Source organism: Streptomyces sp. NBC_00386 (assembly GCF_036063235.1).
GTDB lineage: Bacteria > Actinomycetota > Actinomycetes > Streptomycetales > Streptomycetaceae > Streptomyces.
On sequence record NZ_CP107950.1, the window covers coordinates 2,549,496 to 2,567,893 of the forward strand.

At 72.5% G+C, this 18,398-nt stretch carries 18 protein-coding genes; 5 read left to right on the forward strand and 13 right to left on the reverse strand.

Translation table 11 applies throughout. The features are described from left to right. Positions 1-111: 111 nt before the first annotated feature. The 4 genes from OG780_RS11015 to OG780_RS11030 all read right to left on the reverse strand — a co-directional run bounded on the left by OG780_RS11015 (position 112) and on the right by OG780_RS11030 (position 2,995). Complete coding sequence (locus tag OG780_RS11015) at positions 112-591, reverse strand: DUF6099 family protein (protein ID WP_326785015.1); 480 nt, start codon at positions 589-591, stop codon at positions 112-114. Positions 592-784: 193 nt separating this feature from the next. Then, positions 785-1,117: a nucleotide pyrophosphohydrolase gene (locus OG780_RS11020; RefSeq protein ID WP_328447109.1), complete on the reverse strand. Its 333-nt coding sequence runs from the start codon at positions 1,115-1,117 to the stop codon at positions 785-787. Between the two features lie 139 nt (positions 1,118-1,256). After that, the gene (locus OG780_RS11025; RefSeq protein ID WP_328447111.1) at positions 1,257-2,414 is read right to left on the reverse strand and encodes an AAA family ATPase; all 1,158 of its coding nucleotides are present in this window, start codon (positions 2,412-2,414) and stop codon (positions 1,257-1,259) included. 191 nt (positions 2,415-2,605) lie between these two features. Continuing rightward, positions 2,606-2,995: a cell division protein SepF gene (locus OG780_RS11030; protein WP_326785018.1), complete on the reverse strand. Its 390-nt coding sequence runs from the start codon at positions 2,993-2,995 to the stop codon at positions 2,606-2,608. A 175-nt stretch (positions 2,996-3,170) separates the two neighbouring features. Here OG780_RS11030 and OG780_RS11035 point away from each other — a divergent pair, with 175 nt between their 5' ends. The 3 genes from OG780_RS11035 (at position 3,171) to OG780_RS11045 (ending at position 6,363) form a co-directional block, all read left to right on the forward strand. After that, positions 3,171-3,590, forward strand: coding sequence for a TOBE domain-containing protein (locus OG780_RS11035; RefSeq protein ID WP_328447113.1), 420 nt, complete (start codon positions 3,171-3,173; stop codon positions 3,588-3,590). A gap of 88 nt (positions 3,591-3,678) precedes the next feature. Then, the gene (locus OG780_RS11040) at positions 3,679-5,421 is read left to right on the forward strand and encodes a hypothetical protein (RefSeq protein WP_443062147.1); all 1,743 of its coding nucleotides are present in this window, start codon (positions 3,679-3,681) and stop codon (positions 5,419-5,421) included. A gap of 114 nt (positions 5,422-5,535) precedes the next feature. Further along, the gene (locus OG780_RS11045; protein WP_328447115.1) at positions 5,536-6,363 is read left to right on the forward strand and encodes an SDR family NAD(P)-dependent oxidoreductase; all 828 of its coding nucleotides are present in this window, start codon (positions 5,536-5,538) and stop codon (positions 6,361-6,363) included. A gap of 191 nt (positions 6,364-6,554) precedes the next feature. Here the strand turns inward: OG780_RS11045 and OG780_RS11050 are convergent, their stop codons facing one another. The 8 genes from OG780_RS11050 to OG780_RS11085 all read right to left on the reverse strand — a co-directional run bounded on the left by OG780_RS11050 (position 6,555) and on the right by OG780_RS11085 (position 15,621). After that, a complete protein-coding gene (locus tag OG780_RS11050; protein ID WP_328447118.1) occupies positions 6,555-7,790 on the reverse strand; it encodes a vWA domain-containing protein in 1,236 nt (411 codons plus the stop codon). After that, on the reverse strand, positions 7,787-9,139 hold the full coding sequence (locus OG780_RS11055; protein ID WP_328447120.1) for an AAA family ATPase: 1,353 nt from the start codon (positions 9,137-9,139) through the stop codon (positions 7,787-7,789). Before OG780_RS11055 ends, OG780_RS11050 begins: the two co-directional genes overlap by 4 nt. Positions 9,140-9,262: 123 nt before the next feature. Next, on the reverse strand, positions 9,263-10,702 hold the full coding sequence (locus tag OG780_RS11060; protein ID WP_328447122.1) for a hypothetical protein: 1,440 nt from the start codon (positions 10,700-10,702) through the stop codon (positions 9,263-9,265). Between the two features lie 274 nt (positions 10,703-10,976). Then, a complete protein-coding gene (locus tag OG780_RS11065; RefSeq protein ID WP_328447124.1) occupies positions 10,977-12,326 on the reverse strand; it encodes a hypothetical protein in 1,350 nt (449 codons plus the stop codon). Positions 12,327-12,507: 181 nt separating this feature from the next. After that, complete coding sequence (locus tag OG780_RS11070) at positions 12,508-13,035, reverse strand: DUF7144 family membrane protein (protein ID WP_442813995.1); 528 nt, start codon at positions 13,033-13,035, stop codon at positions 12,508-12,510. Positions 13,036-13,323: 288 nt separating this feature from the next. After that, positions 13,324-14,385: an LLM class flavin-dependent oxidoreductase gene (locus OG780_RS11075; RefSeq protein WP_328458048.1), complete on the reverse strand. Its 1,062-nt coding sequence runs from the start codon at positions 14,383-14,385 to the stop codon at positions 13,324-13,326. Then, on the reverse strand, positions 14,385-14,909 hold the full coding sequence (locus OG780_RS11080) for an SRPBCC family protein (protein ID WP_328447126.1): 525 nt from the start codon (positions 14,907-14,909) through the stop codon (positions 14,385-14,387). The genes OG780_RS11075 and OG780_RS11080 overlap by 1 nt, the downstream gene beginning before the upstream one ends. 262 nt (positions 14,910-15,171) lie before the next feature. Next, entirely contained in the window at positions 15,172-15,621 is a 450-nt protein-coding gene (locus OG780_RS11085; RefSeq protein WP_326785027.1) for a winged helix-turn-helix transcriptional regulator, read from the reverse strand. Positions 15,622-15,760: 139 nt separating this feature from the next. Between OG780_RS11085 and OG780_RS11090 the strand changes: the two genes are divergently transcribed. Beyond that, on the forward strand, positions 15,761-16,528 hold the full coding sequence (locus OG780_RS11090; protein WP_328447128.1) for a hypothetical protein: 768 nt from the start codon (positions 15,761-15,763) through the stop codon (positions 16,526-16,528). Positions 16,529-16,698: 170 nt separating this feature from the next. Here the strand turns inward: OG780_RS11090 and OG780_RS11095 are convergent, their stop codons facing one another. Further along, positions 16,699-17,484 carry a GNAT family N-acetyltransferase gene (locus OG780_RS11095; RefSeq protein WP_328447130.1) on the reverse strand — a complete coding sequence of 262 codons (786 nt, stop codon included), beginning with the start codon at positions 17,482-17,484 and terminating at the stop codon, positions 16,699-16,701. A 474-nt stretch (positions 17,485-17,958) separates the two neighbouring features. On the opposite strand from OG780_RS11095, the gene OG780_RS11100 reads away from it, so the two are divergent. Next, positions 17,959-18,378 (forward strand): contact-dependent growth inhibition system immunity protein, encoded by a 420-nt coding sequence (locus OG780_RS11100; RefSeq protein ID WP_328447132.1) that lies wholly within the window; start codon positions 17,959-17,961, stop codon positions 18,376-18,378. Positions 18,379-18,398: the final 20 nt, after the last annotated feature.

Here is an 18,398-nt window from a genome sequence, read left to right on the forward strand (position 1 = left end):
CGCGAGCGGTTCCGGTCGGGTGACCCGCCATGACCGGGGCCGGTCCGGCAGAGGAACGGGGTGGCGCCGGACCGCGCGCCGAAGGGCGGCGGCACAGGCCTTCCCGATTGCCTACCCCGCGGCCGAATCCCGCTCCACCACACGTTTCTCGTCCCGGACCGCGAGGCGTCTCAGCATTTCCAGGACGCGGTCCCGGGACTCGTCCGCCGCGTCGATCGCCTCCATGCACTGCCAGTACGTTCCCTCGTCGTCCGCCGCACAGGCGATGCCGACCAGGGATATGCCGACCTCGGCGAGGAGGCCGCCGAGACAGAGCAGGGCCTCGCGCGCGTCGCCCAGCTCCGTGAGCTGGGCGGCCCGTAAGGCACCGACCCCGAGGGCGTGGTCGCCGAGCACCCCGCAGCCGCGGCCCGCCAGCTCGGTCAACCCCAGCGCCTCGCCCCGGAGTTCAGGGGGGCCGGACACGGCGAGGCGGCTGCCGATCCCCTGTGCCAGGGAATGCGCCTGCCACGCCTCCGCCATGACCTCCGGAGTCTCGCCGCTCTCCGCCAGGGCACGTCTGTTCGCCGCGATGAGCCGCACCGCTTCCATGCGCTGCCCCCGTCTGTCCGACGCGCTCTCGCACGTCTACCCGAACTCCCTTGTTCACTACCCAGAGTGAAGTCCCTTGAGACGAAAAGCCAGAGGAAGCCCGAAATCTGTGGACACGGAATCGCATCGGGAGGATATGGCGACTACAGAGAGTGCCGGATTCCGTTTCGCGCGGCAGGTGACGGCCGGTCGGTCAGGGCTTCTCCGGCACCGGGAACCGCCGCTCGTTCCGGTCGATCTTCGCGTCGAGGGCCACGAGCGGGTCGATACCCAGCACCTCGCAGAACTGGAGCAGATACGCGAGGACGTCCGCGACCTCGTCGGTGACGCGGTGCGCGGTGTCCGCGTCCTGCATCACGCGGGCCGACTCCTCGGGCGTCAACCACTGGAAGATCTCTAGGAGTTCGGACGCCTCCACGCTCAGGGCGGCGACCAGGTTCTTGGGGGTGTGGTACGGCTGCCAGTCCCGTGCGGCCGCGAACTCGGCCAGTCTGCGCTGCAGCGTCGCTACGTCCAGTTCACTCACGGCGTCAGGTCTATCACCGTGACCCGGGCCGCCGGGGGGCGTCAGGTCCACCACCGCCCCCCTCCCCTCAAGACCGCAGGTCCACCACCGTGCCCCGCTTCCCTCACGCCGTCAGATCCACCACCGCGCCTCGCCTCCCTCACGCCGTCAGATCCACCACCGTGACCCCGGCCGTTCCGAGCGCCTGAGTCCCGTCGCTCACCGTGCCCAGCAGCCGGATGTGCCCCCGTTCGCACATCCGCGCCGCCAGCCGCACCAGTTCCCCGGCCTGCCGGGCGTCCAGTCCGCGGCCGAGGCCGTCGGCCAGAACCGTCAGCGACTGGAAGGCGGCCGGCACCTCGCCCGCCGGGTCGACCTCCAGGACTCCGGGTCCGGTGAGCAGCACGAGGGCGAGCGCGAGATACCTCAGCTCGCCGTCCCCGAGCAGCCCCAGCGGCGTACGGACGCCGTCGCCGCGGTCGAGGAGCGCCCGCACGGTGCCGTCGCCGAGCACCTCGGCCAGGACGTCCGTGACCGGTCCGGCGCATCCGGCGCGGACCGCCGCGACGAGGTGGGCGTAGCGGTGAACGCACTCCGACCTCGTGCGCCACAGCACCTCGGCGAGGTTGCCGCAGCCGCGCAGCAGCCGCCCCGAGCCGAGCGGAACGGGGGCCCGCATGGAGTCCGGGTCCGGATCGCAGACGTAGACGGACCGCAGTGCGAGCACCATCTGCTCGGCCGCGGCCAGGACGTGGCGCTCCCCGGCGGTACGGCCCGCGACCCGCAGAGGCAGCAGCGCGGTGCCGAGGCGGTCGTCGGGGAGCGGGACCCGCGTCACCGACGAGGACCCGCCGGTGTGCCAGGCCGCCTGGACGGACGGGCGGCCCGGGTCGCGCAGCGCCGTCTCCAGCAGGGTCCGCCCGCCCGCCGACAACCGCTCGCCCACGACGCGCAGTCGGGGCTCGGCCTGGACGGCGACGTCGAGCCGGACCGGGCCTTCGGGTCCGTCGACCGTGCAGCCGATACGGAAGCCCCGGCGGTGTTGGGCGTCGGGCCGGGACCGCTCGGGCACACAGGCGACCGGGTCCGGGAACACCTCGGGGAGCCCGGCACCGGCGCCGAGCCGCGCCAGCGCCTCGTAGGCCCTGAGGACGGCTGTCTTGCCGCTGCCGCTGGGGCCGGCGACGAGGGTGAGCGGTCCGAGCGGGAACCGGACGCGGCGGTGGGCGGCGAAGGCGGCGAGCCGCAGCTCGGTGACGCCGGGACGGACCGGGCGCGGCTCCACCGCCGTGGGGGCTTCCGGCGAGGACAGGGTCATATGCCGACGGTAGGCCGCCTCGCGGAGGCGAACCGTTACATCTGGGGGACCTTCCTACGATCGGGGGACGAAACCCCCGGTCCCGCAGCCGGGCCCCCTCGACCAACCGCCAGGCATGCCCGTCGGATCGACCACCCGCCCGGCATCCCCGTCTGACCATGACCGGGCAACGCCCGCGAGACCGTGGGCCGTCAGAGACCCGGGACGCCGACCCCCTCCATCAGGCCCCGCACCTCGGTCCCCGGGGGCGTCAGCAGGAACACGTTCCGGTCGACCCGGTGCATGCCGCTGGCCAGGCCGAAGACCACGCCCGTGCTGAAGTCCAGGACCCGCTTGGCGACCTCGGTCTCCGCGCCGGTCAGGTCGAGGAGCACCGGGACGCCGGACATGAGCGTCTCGGCGACATCGCGGGCGTCCGCGAAGACGTTCACCCGCAGGACCACGAAGCGGCGCCGCGTCTCGGTCTCGGCCTCGGGGATCGACCGGTGCCGCACCGCGGACGGCCAGGCGTCGCGGCCGCGCAACGGAACGACCTGGGCGAGCCCTTCCCACTGTTCATCGGTGACGTCGTGGCCGGTCATCGATCCACCCCGTCCTGGCTCGCACTCGTTGTCTGCACCGGGCAATTCTTACGCATGGTCACCCGTTCGGCCCAACAGCGACACGGTCCGCGCCCCGGACCGGGAGCCGACGCGTGCGGCAAGCTACGCATATACGCCCGTATCCATCACGCATTTCAGCGAGTGAGGCCTCCCCATGAGTCTGAGCATCCGCAATCAACTCCCCGGCACCGTCACATCCGTCACCCCCGGTGAGGTGATGGCGACGGTGAAGGTCCGGCTCGACGCCGGACAGGAGATCACCGCGGCCGTCACCCTGGAGGCCGTACAGGAACTCGGCCTGACGCCGGGCTCCGCCGTGCGGGCCCTGATCAAGTCCACCGAGGTCTCCCTCGCGACCGGCCCGGTGGACGGGCTGAGCATCCGCAACCAACTGCCGGGCACGGTCACCGACGTCGCCTCCGGCGGCGCCATGGCCCGCGTCAAGGTCCGGGTCGCGGGCGGCGAGCTGACCTCGGCGATCACCGGGGACGCGGTCTCCGACCTGGGCCTCACGGCCGGCTCCGAGGTCGTCGCGCTCATCAAGTCCACCGAGGTTTCGCTGGCCAACGCCTGACGCGCCCGGCCTGCTCTTACTGGCCTCACACCGGGCTCTTCACGTCCCGTCGCACCTCGCTCACCTGCGACAACTAGCTTATGGCGTCGTGTACTCGGCAGAAATCACGCCGGCGCCCGTCCGCCGGCAGGCCCCGTCGAAGGTCTCGCCCGGCGAGGCGGTCGCGCGATGGAACCCGGACGAGGCGCCCGCGCAGTGGCACCGCGTCCTGACCCTCCTGGCCGACATCAGCCTGTTCATCGGCACGCGCCCGCTGTGGGCGCAGGCCGCGAGCCACCGGCTCCTCGTGGCCGCGATCGTCTCGCTCTGCTACGCCTCGATCCTGGCGACGGGCGTACTGGCCCTCGTCGTGCGCCGGGGCCGCTCGCTGGCGCGGCTCGACCTCGTCGTCCTGGTGACCGCGGTGACGCTCGTCGTGTGCGGACTGGTCATGAACCACCGGGGCAGCGACGAGTCGGTCCTCACCGCCCGGGCCGCCCACGAGTTCCTCGCCGGCCACCAGGTGTACGGCCGCCCCTGGCCCTGGCTCTTCGGCCACGGCGTCGCCCTCACCGCGACGATGAACGGCGGTTACGACTTCACGTACGGCTATCCGCCGCTCGCGCCGATGCTCACCGCGCCGTTGCTGTGGGTGGGCCACGGTTCGACCGCCGCCACGCTGGTCGGCACCGGGGCCGTGATCGCGGGCGCGGTCGTCATGTGGCGGATGCTGCCGGTGCCGTGGCGGTCCGCCGCGACCCTGGCCTGTCTCGGTTTCGGTCTGCTGCCGACGTACGCGCGGCTCGGCTACCCGGCGATCCTCGCCTGCGCCCTGCTCATCCCGGTGGTGGTGGGCTGGACGCGGATGGGCGGCGGCGGACGCGGCGACCTCGCGCGGGCGGCCTGCCTCGGGGCGGCCTGCGCGGCGCAGCAACTCCCCTGGTTCCTCACGCCGTTCCTGCTGGCCGGGGTGTACGCGCTGCGCCGCGGCGACCTGGGCGCGCGGGCGGCGGCGATCGCGGTGGGCCGGATCGCCGGCACCGCCGCCACCACCTGGCTGCTGATCAACTCGTATTTCATCGTCAGCGAGCCGCGCACCTGGCTCTCCGGAATCGCCCTGCCCCTCACCCAGGACGCGGACATCCACGGACAGGGCCTGGTCGGCATCTCGCTGTACCTCACCGACGGCAGCGACCGCCTCGCCTGGTACGCGCACGCGAGCCTGCTGCTGGCGGCGGGTCTGCTGGCGCTGTTCGTGCTGTTCGTACGGCGGCTGGGGCCCGCGGCGACGGTGCTGCCCTGGTGCGCGTTCTACGCGGCCACCCGCTCGCAGGACGGCTACTACCTGCTGATGACGCCGTTGTGGGTGGCCGCCGCGATCACCGCGCCCTGGCAGTCCTTCCGAACCGCGTGGCAGCCCCGCCCCGCCTTCCTGCGCGGCCCGCACCGGCGCGGGGCCCGGGTCGCCGCGGTCGCCCTGCTGCTGGCCCCGTCGGCGGCGGCGGTGAGCCTGGCGGCCACCGGGTCACCGCCGCTGCGCATGCGGGTCACCGAAGCGCGCCGCGCCGCGCATACCCTGACCGGGCTCACGGTCGGCGTCACCAACCTCGGTGCCGCGGCGCTGAGTCCGCATTTCACACTGACCACGGGCCAGGGCATGAGCCGCTACTGGTCGGTGACCTCCGGCCCCTCCACCCTGGCCGGCCACGCCTTCGGCCGCTACGAACTACGACCCCCTGACGGGAAGTTCACGCTTCCGCGAGCCGGCGTACGCGTACGTCTGCGAGCCGTCTCGGCAGCGCCGATGACCCTGTCGAGCACCGACCTCCACCTGCCGGCGACCCGGCCCTGAGCACTCGTCCGGTTCTCTTCCTCTTCTCTCCCTCACCCCGTCCGCCTTCTGGCGCCGACGACGCGGGCGTGCTGAAATGACCCGTCCCCCGCCTTCCCTGGGACGGTGACCCCCATGTCGGAACCGTCGGATCCCTCACACCGCGCGGATCGCTCACACCGGGCTGACTTCGCGCACCGGAAAGGCGTCGCGTTCGTCACGGGCGGCACCGGAGGCATCGGCGCGGAGGTCGTGCGGATCCTCGCCGAGCGAGGCAGTGACGTGGTGTTCACGTATCGCTCCAGCCGGACCGCCGCCGACGCGCTCGCCGCGGAGATCGCGCGGGAGTTCGCGGAGCCGGACCGCCGAGTACGAGCCCTGCGGCTCGACTTGGGCGAGGAGCGGTCCGTCGCCGCAACCGTCTCCGGGACGGCCGCGGAGCTCGGCGGACTGCACACCCTCGTCCACGCGGCGGGCCCGCATGTGCCGATGGTGCATCTGAGCAGGGTCACGCCGAGCGAGTTCCGCACCCAACTCGACGCGGACGCGGGCGCGTTCTTCAACCTGGTGCATCCCGCACTGCCCCTGCTCAGGGAGAGCCGGGGCAGCGTCGTCGCCGTCACCACGGTGGCCACGCGCCGGTTCCCGGTGCGCGACGGACTCTCCTCGGGCCCGAAAGGGGCGGTCGAGGCGGTCGCCCGCGCCCTGGCCGCCGAGGAAGGGCGCTACGGCGTCCGGGTGAACTGCGTCGGTCCCGGCATGCTGACCGACGGCAACGCGGCCCGTCTCATCGGTTCCGGCGAACTCGATGACACGGCACTGGAGATCACACGCCGCAACACCCCGCTGCGCCGCTTCGGCACCGCGCGGGACGTCGCCGAGGCCGTCGCGTTCCTGGCCTCGGACCGCGCGGGCTTCATCACCGGGCAGGCGCTGGGGGTGGACGGGGGGTACAGCGTCTGAGCATCTGAGGAAGCGCCGGAAGCACTTCCCTGGGACCCGTCCGGTCGATCACGGCGAAGACGCGGGGCCACCGGGCGACCTCGGCACCGGCGCCCTCCAGCCGCCGTCAGTACCGGGGTCCACCCACGTGCCGTCAACCGGGCCCCACCGGCTGCCGTCGGCGTCCTCCATCGTGCTCGACCGGACACGTCCTAGCCGATCTCGACCACGCGGGCCCAGGCCGGCGGCTGGTCCGGTACGTAGTCGGGGTCGTCCTCGTCCCAGGAACCGTCCCCGCGCGGGAAGAGACCCACGACCGTCCGGCACGGGGGCCGCGATTCAGGCCAGGGAGTCTGTCCGTCGGTCAGGACCACGACGACGTCGGGGCGTGGCCGTGCCCGGAGCGCCGCGGTGAATCCCGAGCGCAGATCCGTACCGCCGCCGCCCAGCAGCGGAATGCCCTCGGCCCGGCACAAGGGGTGCGCGACCCCGGCCGCCGCGTCGCACGAGACCACGGTGACCAGGTCGCGGCGGCCGCCCACGGCACGGGAGATCGCGGCGACCTCCAGAAGGGCGCTGCCCAGTTCCCCGTCACTGACCGACCCGGAGGTGTCGATGACCACCGAGACCCTCGGCGGTCTGCGGCGCAGGCTCGGCAGGACGACACCGGGTACGGAGGCCGAGCGCCGCGACGGCCGGCCGTAGGTGTAGTCCTCGCCCGCGCCGGGCCCCGAGGCCGCGGAGCGGACCGCGGCCCCCAGCAACTCCCGCCACGGCTGCGGCGGATGGAAGGCGTCCTCGGCCCACCGTTCCCATCCCGCCGGGCTCCTCCCGGGGCGGGCCTTGATGCCCTGCGCGACCCGGAAACGGACAGCGTCGCGTTCCTGCGCGCTGAGGCCGTGCGCTCCGTCCGGTCCGAGGTCCCACTCCCGCTCGCGTCCGTCGGCGCCACTGCCGCAGTCCAGCCAGGCCATGGCCTCCGTACGCGGCCCGAGCCGGAACTGGCGCAGATAGTCCTCCATGAGCTCGCCCGGCGGCAGGTCCAGGTGCTGCGGCATGACGGCGCCCTCGGGCCGGGCGAGCCCTGTCCCGAACGCGTCGTCGTTGATCTCGCAGTCGGCGGCGATGTTCATCCGCAGCCGCTCCGCGGGGCCGGTGAGTCCGTGTTCGCGGGCGAACCGCTCGCTGCGCCCGTGGTGGTCGCGCAGCAGGTGCGACACCTCGTGCACCCAGACACCGGCCAGATCCTCCACGGGTGTGCGGTCCACGAACCCGGGCGAGACGTAGCACCGCCAGTGCCGGTCGACGGCCATCGTCGGCACCCACCGCGACTCGACGGTGTGCAGGGCGAACAGTGCCGTCGCGAGGTAGGGCCGGGCCCGCGCCGCGTGCAGCCGGGCGGCATAGAGCTTCTCCCGGTCCAGAGCCCCTGGCGCGGTCGCCGTCATCGTCGCGCCCCGGCGGCGGCCGCGACGCGGGCCGCCGCGCCGTCCGCGCGCCGGGAGAGTGCCACCGCTCCGGCCAGCCGCTCGATGGACTCCGGGACGTCCCAGTCCTCCTGGCGCAGCGTCGCGAGGGTGGTCGCGGGAACGACCACCAGGTCCGGGGCGCCGGTGTCCAGCGCCCGCACGAGCAGCGCCCAGGCGGCGTCCCAGCGCGCCCTGTCGGGCCGCTTGCGGACCGCGGCCACCACGCCGTCGAGGACGGCCTGGCGCAGATCCCCCCGCTCGGGCAGGACGGCGCCCGCCGGGTCGGCGAGCAGGGTCTCGGGGTCGGGCAGGTCCATACGGTCCACGCTCGCCAGCAGTTCCAGTCCCGGGCCGTCGCCCACGGCGCCTCTGACCAGCAGGGAGAGTACTTCCCGTGAGGAACCGGCCGCGTGCGCGAAGGCGACGAGCCGCACGGTCGTCTCCCAGCTCCGGGGCGAGGGCCAGGCGCCGCCCCGGCGGGTCTCGCTGCCGGGCAGCCGGTGGACCAGTCCGGGGCGGGCGGCGAGGAGTCCGCACACCGCGCGGCGGGCGAAGTCCACGGCCTCCGGGAGCTGGAGCGGGTCGAGCCGTGGCAGGGTCGCACGGGGCCAGGTGCCACCGAGTCCTCGTACGACGACGTCGTGGTCGTGGGCCCACTGGAGATGGACGAACCGGTTGGCGAGCGGCGGGCTCAGTTCCCAGCCGTCGGCCGCCGAGGAACGCGGGTTCGCCGCGGCCACGATCCGTACCCCGGGCGGCAGTTGAAGGGATCCGATGCGCCGCTCCAGGACGAGACGGAGCAGGGCGGCCTGAACTGCCGGGGGCGCGGTGGACAGTTCGTCCAGGAACAGCAGGCCGCGGCCGGCGCGTACGAGGCGCACCGCCCAGTCCGGCGGGGCCATGGGCACGCCCTGCTCGGCGGGGTCGTCGCCGAGGACGGGCAGCCCCGAGAAGTCCGAGGGCTCGTGGACGCTGGCGATCACCGTGGTCAGGGGCAGGTCCAGGGTCTCGGCGAGCTGGGTCAGGGCCGCGGTCTTGCCGATCCCCGGTTCGCCCCACAGGAGTACGGGCAGGTCGGCGGCGACGGCGAGGGTCAGTGCCTCCAGCTGGCTGTCGGGACGTGGCTCGGTACCGGTGTCGCGGAGCAGGGCCGACAGGGCATCGGCCACGTCGAGTTGGGTGACGCCGGAATGATCGACGCGGGTGTCGGCCACGGCGGGTTCGGTGCCGCCGGATGCGTCGACGCGGGCGTCGGCCACGGCGAGGCGGGCGGTGTGGGCCGGGTCGGTGACGGTGGAGGCTTCGGCGAACGTGCTGATTGCGGGCATGTCTGATCACCTTTGGGTTCGAGAACGGGACGCCCGTGCGCGGGGGTTGGCCCCCGGGGCGGTCAACTGGTTTTGGACGGACGGTCAGCGAGCGGCCGACGGACGGTCAGCGGCCGGGAACGGTCAGCGGCCGGCCGTTTCCCGCGGGTGGGAGCGGTGCCAGCGGGGCCGGGCGGGCCCCGGGAAGAGGGGTCCGGGTCCGGGACCGGTCAGACCCGCCCTGAACAGTCCGTAGGTGAGGCGCCGCAGTGCGGCGGCCCGGAGTTCGTCGCGCAGGGCGCCGCCACGCAGCACCGCCTCGGGGCCCAGCAGCCCCTCGACCACGGCGAGCGCACCGGCGGTGTCGCCGTGGCGCAGCCGTTCACGGACGCCGGAGAGGTCCTGCGGCTGCCGGTGCGTGTCGTCGATGACCCGGAGGCAGGGAAGGGGTGTGCCGGTCAGGGCGACCAGCAGCTCTTCCCGGCGGATCTCGGCCGGATCGTGGTCGAGCGGCACGAGGACGCCGTCGACCAGGCCGATCCGGTGCCGGGCTCCCCGGCATTCCACCAGGCGTGGCCCTCCCGCCGGGTCCGCGTTCCCACGGGACCCGGCGGGCGTGTGGTCCGGCACCAGCGCCGAGGCGACCAGTGGATGCAGCCGCTCGGGCCCGATGACCCCGGCGCGGATCAGTGCCAGGTCGGGCAGCACCCACGTCGCGGCGTCGGGCAGGGCCGGCACCGCGAGGCCGGCGCCGCCCCTGTCGGCGGGCACGGCGGTGATCCGCAGTGGGGGCGGACCGACGCGTGCCGGGCCCGCGGGCAGTTCCAGGAGCAGCCGCCGGCGGGCCCCGAGCCACACGGTGACCGTGCCGGCCGCGCGCCCCTCGTCGCGCAGCAGGATCGCCGCCTCGTCCGCCCACCGGCCGACGGCGCAGCCGAGGTCCCCGGGCACCGGCCCCGGTGGATCCGCGCTTCCCCGACGGGCGTCGTCCGTCGGCAGGTCTGCCCCGGAACGGACCCGCAGCTCATCGGTCCTGCGGGTGTCCCACAGGTGGCGGTGCAGATCCAGGCGGTACCGGCGGCTGGGACGGGGGTGCGGATGGCGGCGGGCACCGGTGTCGAAGGAGAAGCGGTCGCGGGAACCGCCGGGAGCTCCGTCCCAGAGCGCGAGGCTGATCCGCTGGCCGCCGTCCGCCCAGGCCGGCGGAGTGCGGACCACGAGGTGCACAGGCCGTACGCGATGCACGCCATCACGCGCGGCACGGTCGTACCGGGCCAGCGTGATGGTCAGACCGGGGCGCAGCAGCCCGTCGGGGGCGGCTCTCGGCAGGTGCCAGCGCAGCAGGTCGGGAGCCAAATGGCGTAGATCGCGGCGGATTCGGGACGCCAGTTCGCTGCCGTGCGTACGTGCCAGCGAACGCAGATCGAAGTCGATGTCGACGCCGGCGGCGGCGCAGGCCCCCGCCCAGTCCCCGTGACGGCGGCGGGCGGTCGCGGTCTCGATCATGGTGGGCGGCACGGCGAAGTCCCGCACGCGCGGCCAGAAGGAGAGGAGGGAATCCTCGTACGCGGTCGAAGTGAGCATCAGCACTCACCTTGCGCGGACGGGTCCCCCCATCTGATTGCGGAGGAAGTCATCATCGCGGGGAGCGTAGCCCGGCCCCGACGATCTGTCAGGTGCTTTTCGGCCGCGGCCCACCCCGCGCCCGCCGCCCCGCCGACGGACGCCGGACCCGGGCGCCGGTGGACTCCTCACCAGCCATGGACACCGGCGAACGCCGGACCGGCCACAGACGCCAGCGGACGCCCGGACCGCCCGTGGACATGGACATGGGCGGACGCCGACGAACACCGATGGGTCAGGCCGGGGCCTTGGCCGCGGGTCCCGCCGTCGGGCCGCCGTCGGCGTCGATCAGGTGCGGGGCGCCGTCGTCGTCGAGGAACTCGACCACCGCCAGGGCCAGCAAGGCCAGTACCGCGATCCAGACGGTGACGACGGCCGTGGGGTAGTTCCAGACCAGCAGGACGACTGCGGCGACCGCGACCACGGTCCAGTTGAGCCACGTCTTGACCCGGTGCACCCACGCGCCGACCGCGCCGAGTTCGACCCCGGTCGCCGTCCGCACGGCACCGATACCGCCGGTCCAGGCGGCGTGGACCCGCTTGGCCGCCCGGCCGTTGCCGGTCAGCCAGGCCGCCAGGGCCACGATGATGCCGAGGGTGATGATCAGGCGTACCGACGTCCGCAGGTAGCGCACCAGGGTGTCGAAGACCGACCCGGCGGCGGGCTGGGAGACCGCCGCCGGGAGACCGTCGAGATAGATCGCCCGGAAGATCCACAGCGCGATGCCGAGGACCGCCGCCCCGCCCGCCACCAGGAGCGCCGCCGTGACGAGGGCACGGCGTCTGCGTACGGCGAGCAGCACACCGCCGGCCGCCAGCAGCAGGGTCAGGACCGGCAGCCAGAACCCGACGAGCTGGAGCAGTCGGTAGATCTTCTTGGCCTTGCCGATGGAGTCGGAGGTCATCACGGTGAAGTTCGTGTGGATCTGGGGGATCTTCGCGGCGATGGCGAGCCCCTGGTCGACGAGCGACTGCTTGACCTGGTCGATGACGGGGGCGAGGTCGATGACCACAGCGTCGTCGGTGAGCTTCACCGCTCCGCCGCCGCTTCCGGTCAGCGCCTTGTCCACGGCGGCGTGCGCTCTGCGGTTCAGCTCGGTCCACAGGGTGGCGAACGCGTCGCTGCTGACGAACCTCAGCGTCACGGTGTGCACGAAGTCGGTGAGGCCGCTGGTGATCGGACCGCTCAGCGGGCCGATCGCCTTGGTCAGTGCGGGCCGGTCGGCGGGGGCGACGGATTCGAGCAGCGACTGGACGTCGACGTGCTGCATCACCGCGTCGGTCACCCGTTTGGCGACGGCGTCCTGGACGTCCGGGTCGGAGGCGAGCGGCTTCATGGTGGACACGTACCGGTCGGTGTTGCCGATCAGATCGCTCGACCAGGCCGCCACGGCACTCAGCGGGGTGAGCAGGGCGGCGAGGAGGACCAGCACGACAGCGAAGGTCGACCGGACGCGGTGGTGCTCGCGTCTCGGCCCGCGTCGCTCCAGTTCGGCGACCCGGGCCCGCAGTTCGGCGATCTCCTGCCCGTGCGCGCCGCCCTCGCCGGCACCGCTCGCGCCGCCGCTCACGTCTCCGGTGCTCACGTCGTCTCCGGATCGTCGACGGTGCCCGCGGCGCCGCGCGCGGGCGTGCCCGCTCGCGTCCGGTCGATCACGTCGTCCATGGCGTGTCTCGTTCCGCTCGGTCCGGTTCGTGGGTTCGACGGCACTGGGACGGCCCCCTTCTCGGCGGCGTTCGCCCGGCGGCGGGCCGGAGAAGGGCGCGTCAGCGCGGGCGGTCGGGCCGGTACGTGGCCAGCGCCCAGATGATGAAGACGTCGATGGCCAGCAGGATGACCGACCAGATCGGCGCGTACGGCAGGAACATGAACTGGAAGAGCATGCTCAGCGAGGCCAGCACGATGCCGGTGATCCGGGCCCACCCGGCGTCCTTGAGGATCCCCCAGCCGGTGACGACGGCGATCGCGCCGAGGATCAGCAGGATCCAGCCCCAGCCGGTGAGATTGATGCGGTAGACGTAGTCGTTCACGCGCGCGTAGACATCGTCCTTGGCGATCGCGGAGATGCCCTGGAGGATGTTGAGGCCGCCGTTCACCAGCAGGAGGACGCCCGCGAAGGTGACTCCTCCTGCCGCCCAGCCACTGCTGCCCGAGGGCGGGGGCCCCATGCCTCCCGCGGCGGGAGCGGCTCCGGACCACTGGTCTCCCCACAGCGGCATGTCGCCGCCGCTGGGCTGGGATCCCGTGCCGCCACCGGGCGGGGGGCCCTGAGGTCTCGAAGAATCCTGGCTCATGCTCGACCACCTCGCTGAGCTGTCGGCCGCCGGCCGTCCCGGTGCCGGAAGCATCGGGGAGTTCGAGCGTCCGCCCGCCGTTCCCCCACCGCCACGGGGGCTCCGCCGATCGGGTGACGGTCTCGACGGCCGCCGGGGCCGCTCGGCGCACGACGCCGTCGCCGGGCCGCGCGGCGCACGCAGGGCCGGGCCGGTGCCGCGCGGCACCGGCCCGGCCCTGCGCCGAGGCCGAGGCCGAGGCAGGGCAGAGGCCGAGGCAGGGCAGAGGCAGAGGCAGAGGCAGAGGAACTACTCGGCGATCACCGCGTTCTCCTCCGCCACGAGGGCCAGAGCGCGCCCCAGCGTCGTGAGCCGCTCGTCCAGGGTTTCGCCCGCGGGGTAGAGGCGGACGGTGTCGACGCCTGCCGCGCGCCAGACGCGGAGCCGTTCGCGGACCATGCCCTCGGTGCCGATCAGGGTGGTTCCGAGGACCATCTCGTCGGTCACGAGCCCGGCGGCGCCGTCCCGGTCCCCGGCCTGCCAGCGCTCATGGATCTCGGCGGCGATCTCCGCCCAGCCCTGCCTGCTGTAGGCGGCGTTGTAGAAGTTGGTGGTGGCGGAGCCCATTCCGCCCAGACTGAAGGCGAGTTCCTTCTTCCGGCCCGCGACCATGGCACGCAGCGCGTCCTCGTCCTCCGCGAAGGCGACTTCCGCGCCCTGGCAGATGTCGAGGTCGGCGCGGCCGCGGCCCGCCGCCGCGAGGCCCGCGTCCAGGTGGTCGAAGTACGCCTCCTTGGCACCCTCGGGCACGAAACTGGTGCCCAGCCAGCCGTCGGCGATCTCGCCCGTCAGGTGCAGCATCTTCGGCGAGAGCGTGGCGAGATAGATGGGCAGCTCGTGCTCGGCCCGCACGGACATCCGCATGGGCCGCGCCTCCCCGCCCGGCAGCGGAATGGTGAACTCCCTTCCCTCGTACGAGAGTTTCTCCCCGGCGACCGCCTGCCGGACGATCTCCACGGTTTCCCGCATCCGGGACAGCGGGCGCGCGAACGGCACGCCGTGCAGCCCCTCGATCACCTGGGGGCCGGACGGTCCGAGACCGAGGAGGAAGCGTCCGTCGGAGATGTTGGAGAGCGTGATCGCGGCACGGGCGATGGCCGCCGGGGTGCGGGTCCCGAGCTGGATGATCCCGGAGCCGAGCAGCAACCGGTCGGTCCGTGCCGCCAAGTAGCCCAGTGGAGAAGGTGCTTCGGAGCCCCAGGCCTCCGCGACCCAGCAGATGTCCATCCCGAGCTTCTCGGCCTCGACCACGAAGTCGACGGTCTCCCGCCAGTCGCCCGCCGACGCTTCGATCGTCGTGGAGGTACGCATCACGCACCCGCCCCTTCCGCGCTCTCGGCCAGCTTCCTGATCGCCTCGACGGTGTCCGTCATGCTCCGCTCGAACTCCCGCAACCGTACGAACACGATCTTCTGTTCCTTCTCCGGCATCCGGTCGATGGCGAAGGACAGCCCCGAACGGCCCGGTCCCATCCGCATCCACTGGGTCAACTCCGTGCCGCCGTCCGCCTCCTCCAGTCCGAACCGCCATACGGCGCTGGGATGTTCGGGGTCCGCCACGGCCCAGGCGAAGGCCCGGAGCGGCTCGCACTCGACCACGTACGAGGTGGTCTCCCACTCCCCCAGCGACTCATGCCGGCTGCGCCCCACGAAGCGTGCGCCGACGCGCGGCTCCGTCACCTCGTCGAGCCACGCGACCGACTGGAGCTCCGCGCTCAGGTCCGGCATCAGCCGGATGTCGGAGACGAGTTCCCACACCCGCCGCGGTGGAGCCTCGATCCGTGTCCGCACCTCGACGGTCGGCTGGTCCGCATAGCGGGCGCCCGTCCACTCCATGAGTCTCCGGCCTTCCTCTCGTCCCCCAGGAAGCTCACCCCTAGGGCTCTGACCTTGAGAGTTGCGTAGATAGACTGTCATGTCAAGGAAAACCCCGCCCGACACAAGGCCCGACGGGGCGCGGAAGCGGGCGGGGAATCGGGCGCGGAGACGAGTACGACAGGGGAGCCGGAAGGGATGCTGGAGGAGAAGCGGACTCGGAAGCCGACCCGGAAGCCGATGCGGAACCGGACGGCCAACGGACCCGGAAGCCGTCGCGCGCTCAGGCGGTGAAGCGTCTTTGGATGTCCGGGCGTTCGGCGAGGTGGGGCGGGTAGCCGGGGCCGAGCCGCGGACGGGTGTCCTCGGCCGTCATCGGCTCACCGCAGTCGGCGCACACGACCGCGGCCTCGCTCTCGTGCCCGCAGCGGTCGTGGTGGAAGACGACAGGGGGCCCCTGCTCACCGCTGAGCCAGCGGTTGCCCCAGCTGTTCATGGCGGCCAGCACCCCGAAGAAGTCCCGGCCCATCTCGGTGAGCACGTAGTCGTACCGCACCGGGTCCGTCTGGTAGGCCCGCTTCTCCATGAGCCCCTCGTCGACCAGCCGACGGAGCCGGTCGGTCAGCGTGTTGCGCGCGATGCCGAGCTCCTGCTGGAACGCGTCGAACCGCTTGATCCCGTAGAACGCCTCCCGCAGCACCAGAGGCGTCCACCAGTCGCCGAGCAGATCCATCGTTCGCGCGATGGAACAGGGCCAGTTCGCAAAAGAAGTCCGCCTCACACGCCCAGCATACGAGGGTCTCGGAAATGAACTCGGCAGCTCGGAACGGAGTGGATTCCGTGGATTGACCGCGGCCGGTACCGTGGCGCCCATGAGCACCGGGGGGAGCTTGCCGGGACGGCCGTCCGACGACGCGACCGTTGTGCGGTACGGGCAGAAGGAGGTCCCGCCGGGCCTGATCGTCGCCGCGGTCGCCCTGTCTGTCGCCGCCGTCGGCTTGTCGGGAGCCGCGCTGGTCGGCAACGAAGTGGCTCGATGGCTTCTCGCCTCGGCCGGCGGCCTGTGTGCGCTTTTCGGCCTGCTCATGCTGATGGGGACGGCCGCCGGGTCCAAGGAGAGATTCGTCTTCGACGCCACCGGGTGGTGGTGGTTCAGCCTGGACGGGGACGCGCTGCTGACCTGGGACTCGTTGGCCGGGGTGTGCGTCTACTCCACCGGTGACGCGGCCGTCGACCGCGGCACCGCGACACTCGAACTCTTCCCCCGCGGGGACTTCGACCGCGATCACCCCGTGCTGTGGCGCCACGTACGGGACGCCGACCCGCCCGCCGACGGTCTCCCGAGGCTGCGCTACCGCGTCGGGCTCACCAACATGATCAACGTGACCACGGACGTCGAGGAAGCATGCTCCCGCTGGGTTCCGCCGACTCTCTGGCACGGCAACAAATGGCAGCCCAAGGGCTACAAGGGCCGCCCCGACCGCACCGGCCACCGGCGCAGACTGCGGGCCCGGGCACAGACCCCGGCCCAGCCGACGGAGACGACGCCCCCGTCCCCGCCGCACGAGGCCGTACCGCCACGGGACGCCGTACCGCCCGCCGACCCACGGGAAGAGACCCGCTCAGGCAGCCACGACTGAACGGCCCTGCGGTATCGGACACCGGCGCCCGGTTCGTCCTGAGCCCGCGTCAGTACCAGGCGCCGACCGGCGAGACCGGGCCACTACCCCTCGACACCACTACCCTCGGCGATGATCTGAGCCTTCAGTCGAGTTCTCCGACATCGCCGACCGGGCGATGGACTCTGAGCTCAGGGCGACCAGACATACGGTGTCGTCGTGGTGACCGCGTGCAGGCCGAGGCGGGTGAGTATCGGGGCACTGTGGGCTGAGGCGTCGACATGGACGTAGGGGATATCGCGGGCAGCAGCGAGTCGGGCTCGGTGGGCGACCATGGCCCGGTAGATGCCCTGTCCACGCCATTCCTCGAGCGTCGAGCCACCCCAGAAGCCGCCGAAGTCGACGCCGTCCTTGAACACCAGCCAGGCGGCGCAGACGACTTCGGTGCGTGCCTCGGCGACGAGGACGACGATGTTTTCGGGGGCGTTCTCGATCCGGGCGGCCAGGTCGTCGGCGAGCCAACTCCAGTCCTCGCCCCAGACAGTGCTCTCCATGGCGGCAATGCGCTGGAGGTCTGCTCCGGCGGTGACACGGCGGAGGGTCACGCCGTCGGGCAGGACGGGATCGGCGGCAAGAGCTGCGGACTGCCCGATGAGCACGGTCTCGCTGTCCTCGGCGACGAAGCCGGCCGCCGTGAGTCGGCCGGTGAGGTCGGCGGGGAGGTCATGGGCGCGAGTCTTCCATTCGACCGCCTCACCACGGGCAGCGTAGAAGTCACGCTGCCGCGCTATGAGCGTGTCGAGTTCCGCCCCGCGCACACCGAGGTCGCGCGGGCCCGTGACGAAGCCACGGTGCCAGCCGACGACACGGGTCAACGGGCCGTCCTTCTCGATGCGGGCGCTGCCACCGGGCGGGGTGACACCACGGAGTTGGGCGTCATACGCGGTGCGGAGTTCGTCGATCAGCATGTCCATCACTCGAACACCGTACGGACCGGGTCAAGCGATGCTGTTCGGCCTGGACGACTCCATACCCGCCGCCGTCCGGCAGTTGCAGCTGAGCCTGCCGCTGGAGACCGGCCCCGGGTCGGCCCTCTTCGTCTTCACGCCCGAGGACATCGCACACTGGTCCGAGAACCCCGATGTACTCAGCGGCATCATGAAGTCGGTCTCGGCAGACGCGCCTCAGGGGGATGACAGGCCGGGACCGGATGATCCGGCGCTGGAGGAACGGAGGTTGAGCATGAGCGGTCCTGCCGAGGACGAGGCGCGGAAAAGACGTGCGCGTCACCCCGTCCCGCTCGCGGTGGGCATCGGCTGCTCGCGGCCGTCGCGGGGCTGTTCCTCCTGGCGGACGGCTCAGGTCCGACGGCACGCCCATCGACCTGAAGCAGGCCAGAAACGGCCTGGAACGCCTCCGCGCCGCAGCGGCGGAGCACGAGAGGACCGACGATGCCCGAAGACTTCGACCGCGGTAGCTCCCTTGAGGAGCTGGAGGGCGTGCGCTGGCCGGTTCCTCCCGCGGACTCGACCCCCATGGTCCGGAACGTGTACGAGCTGCGGCGCCGGCCGGTCGCAACCCTGGAGCCGCACGAGCTGGCCCGGCTGATCGGGCAGGACGTGGGGCTGCCCTGGCTCCTGCCCCTGGCCGTGGACATTCTGCGGGACACCGCGCCGAAGCAAGCCGAGGGCGGCTGGTTCGACGACGACCTGCTGTACGCGGTCATCACCAGAAAGCCGGAGGTCTGGGCCGCCGCCCCGGAGCCGGCTCACGAACTCAGGGAAACCGTCGCCGTCCTGACCGACGTCTCGCGCCACGTCCGCCAGGACATCGACGCGTTCCTCTCGGCGCTGCCCGGGGACGAGGCCTGACAGCGAGTCACGACCAAGCT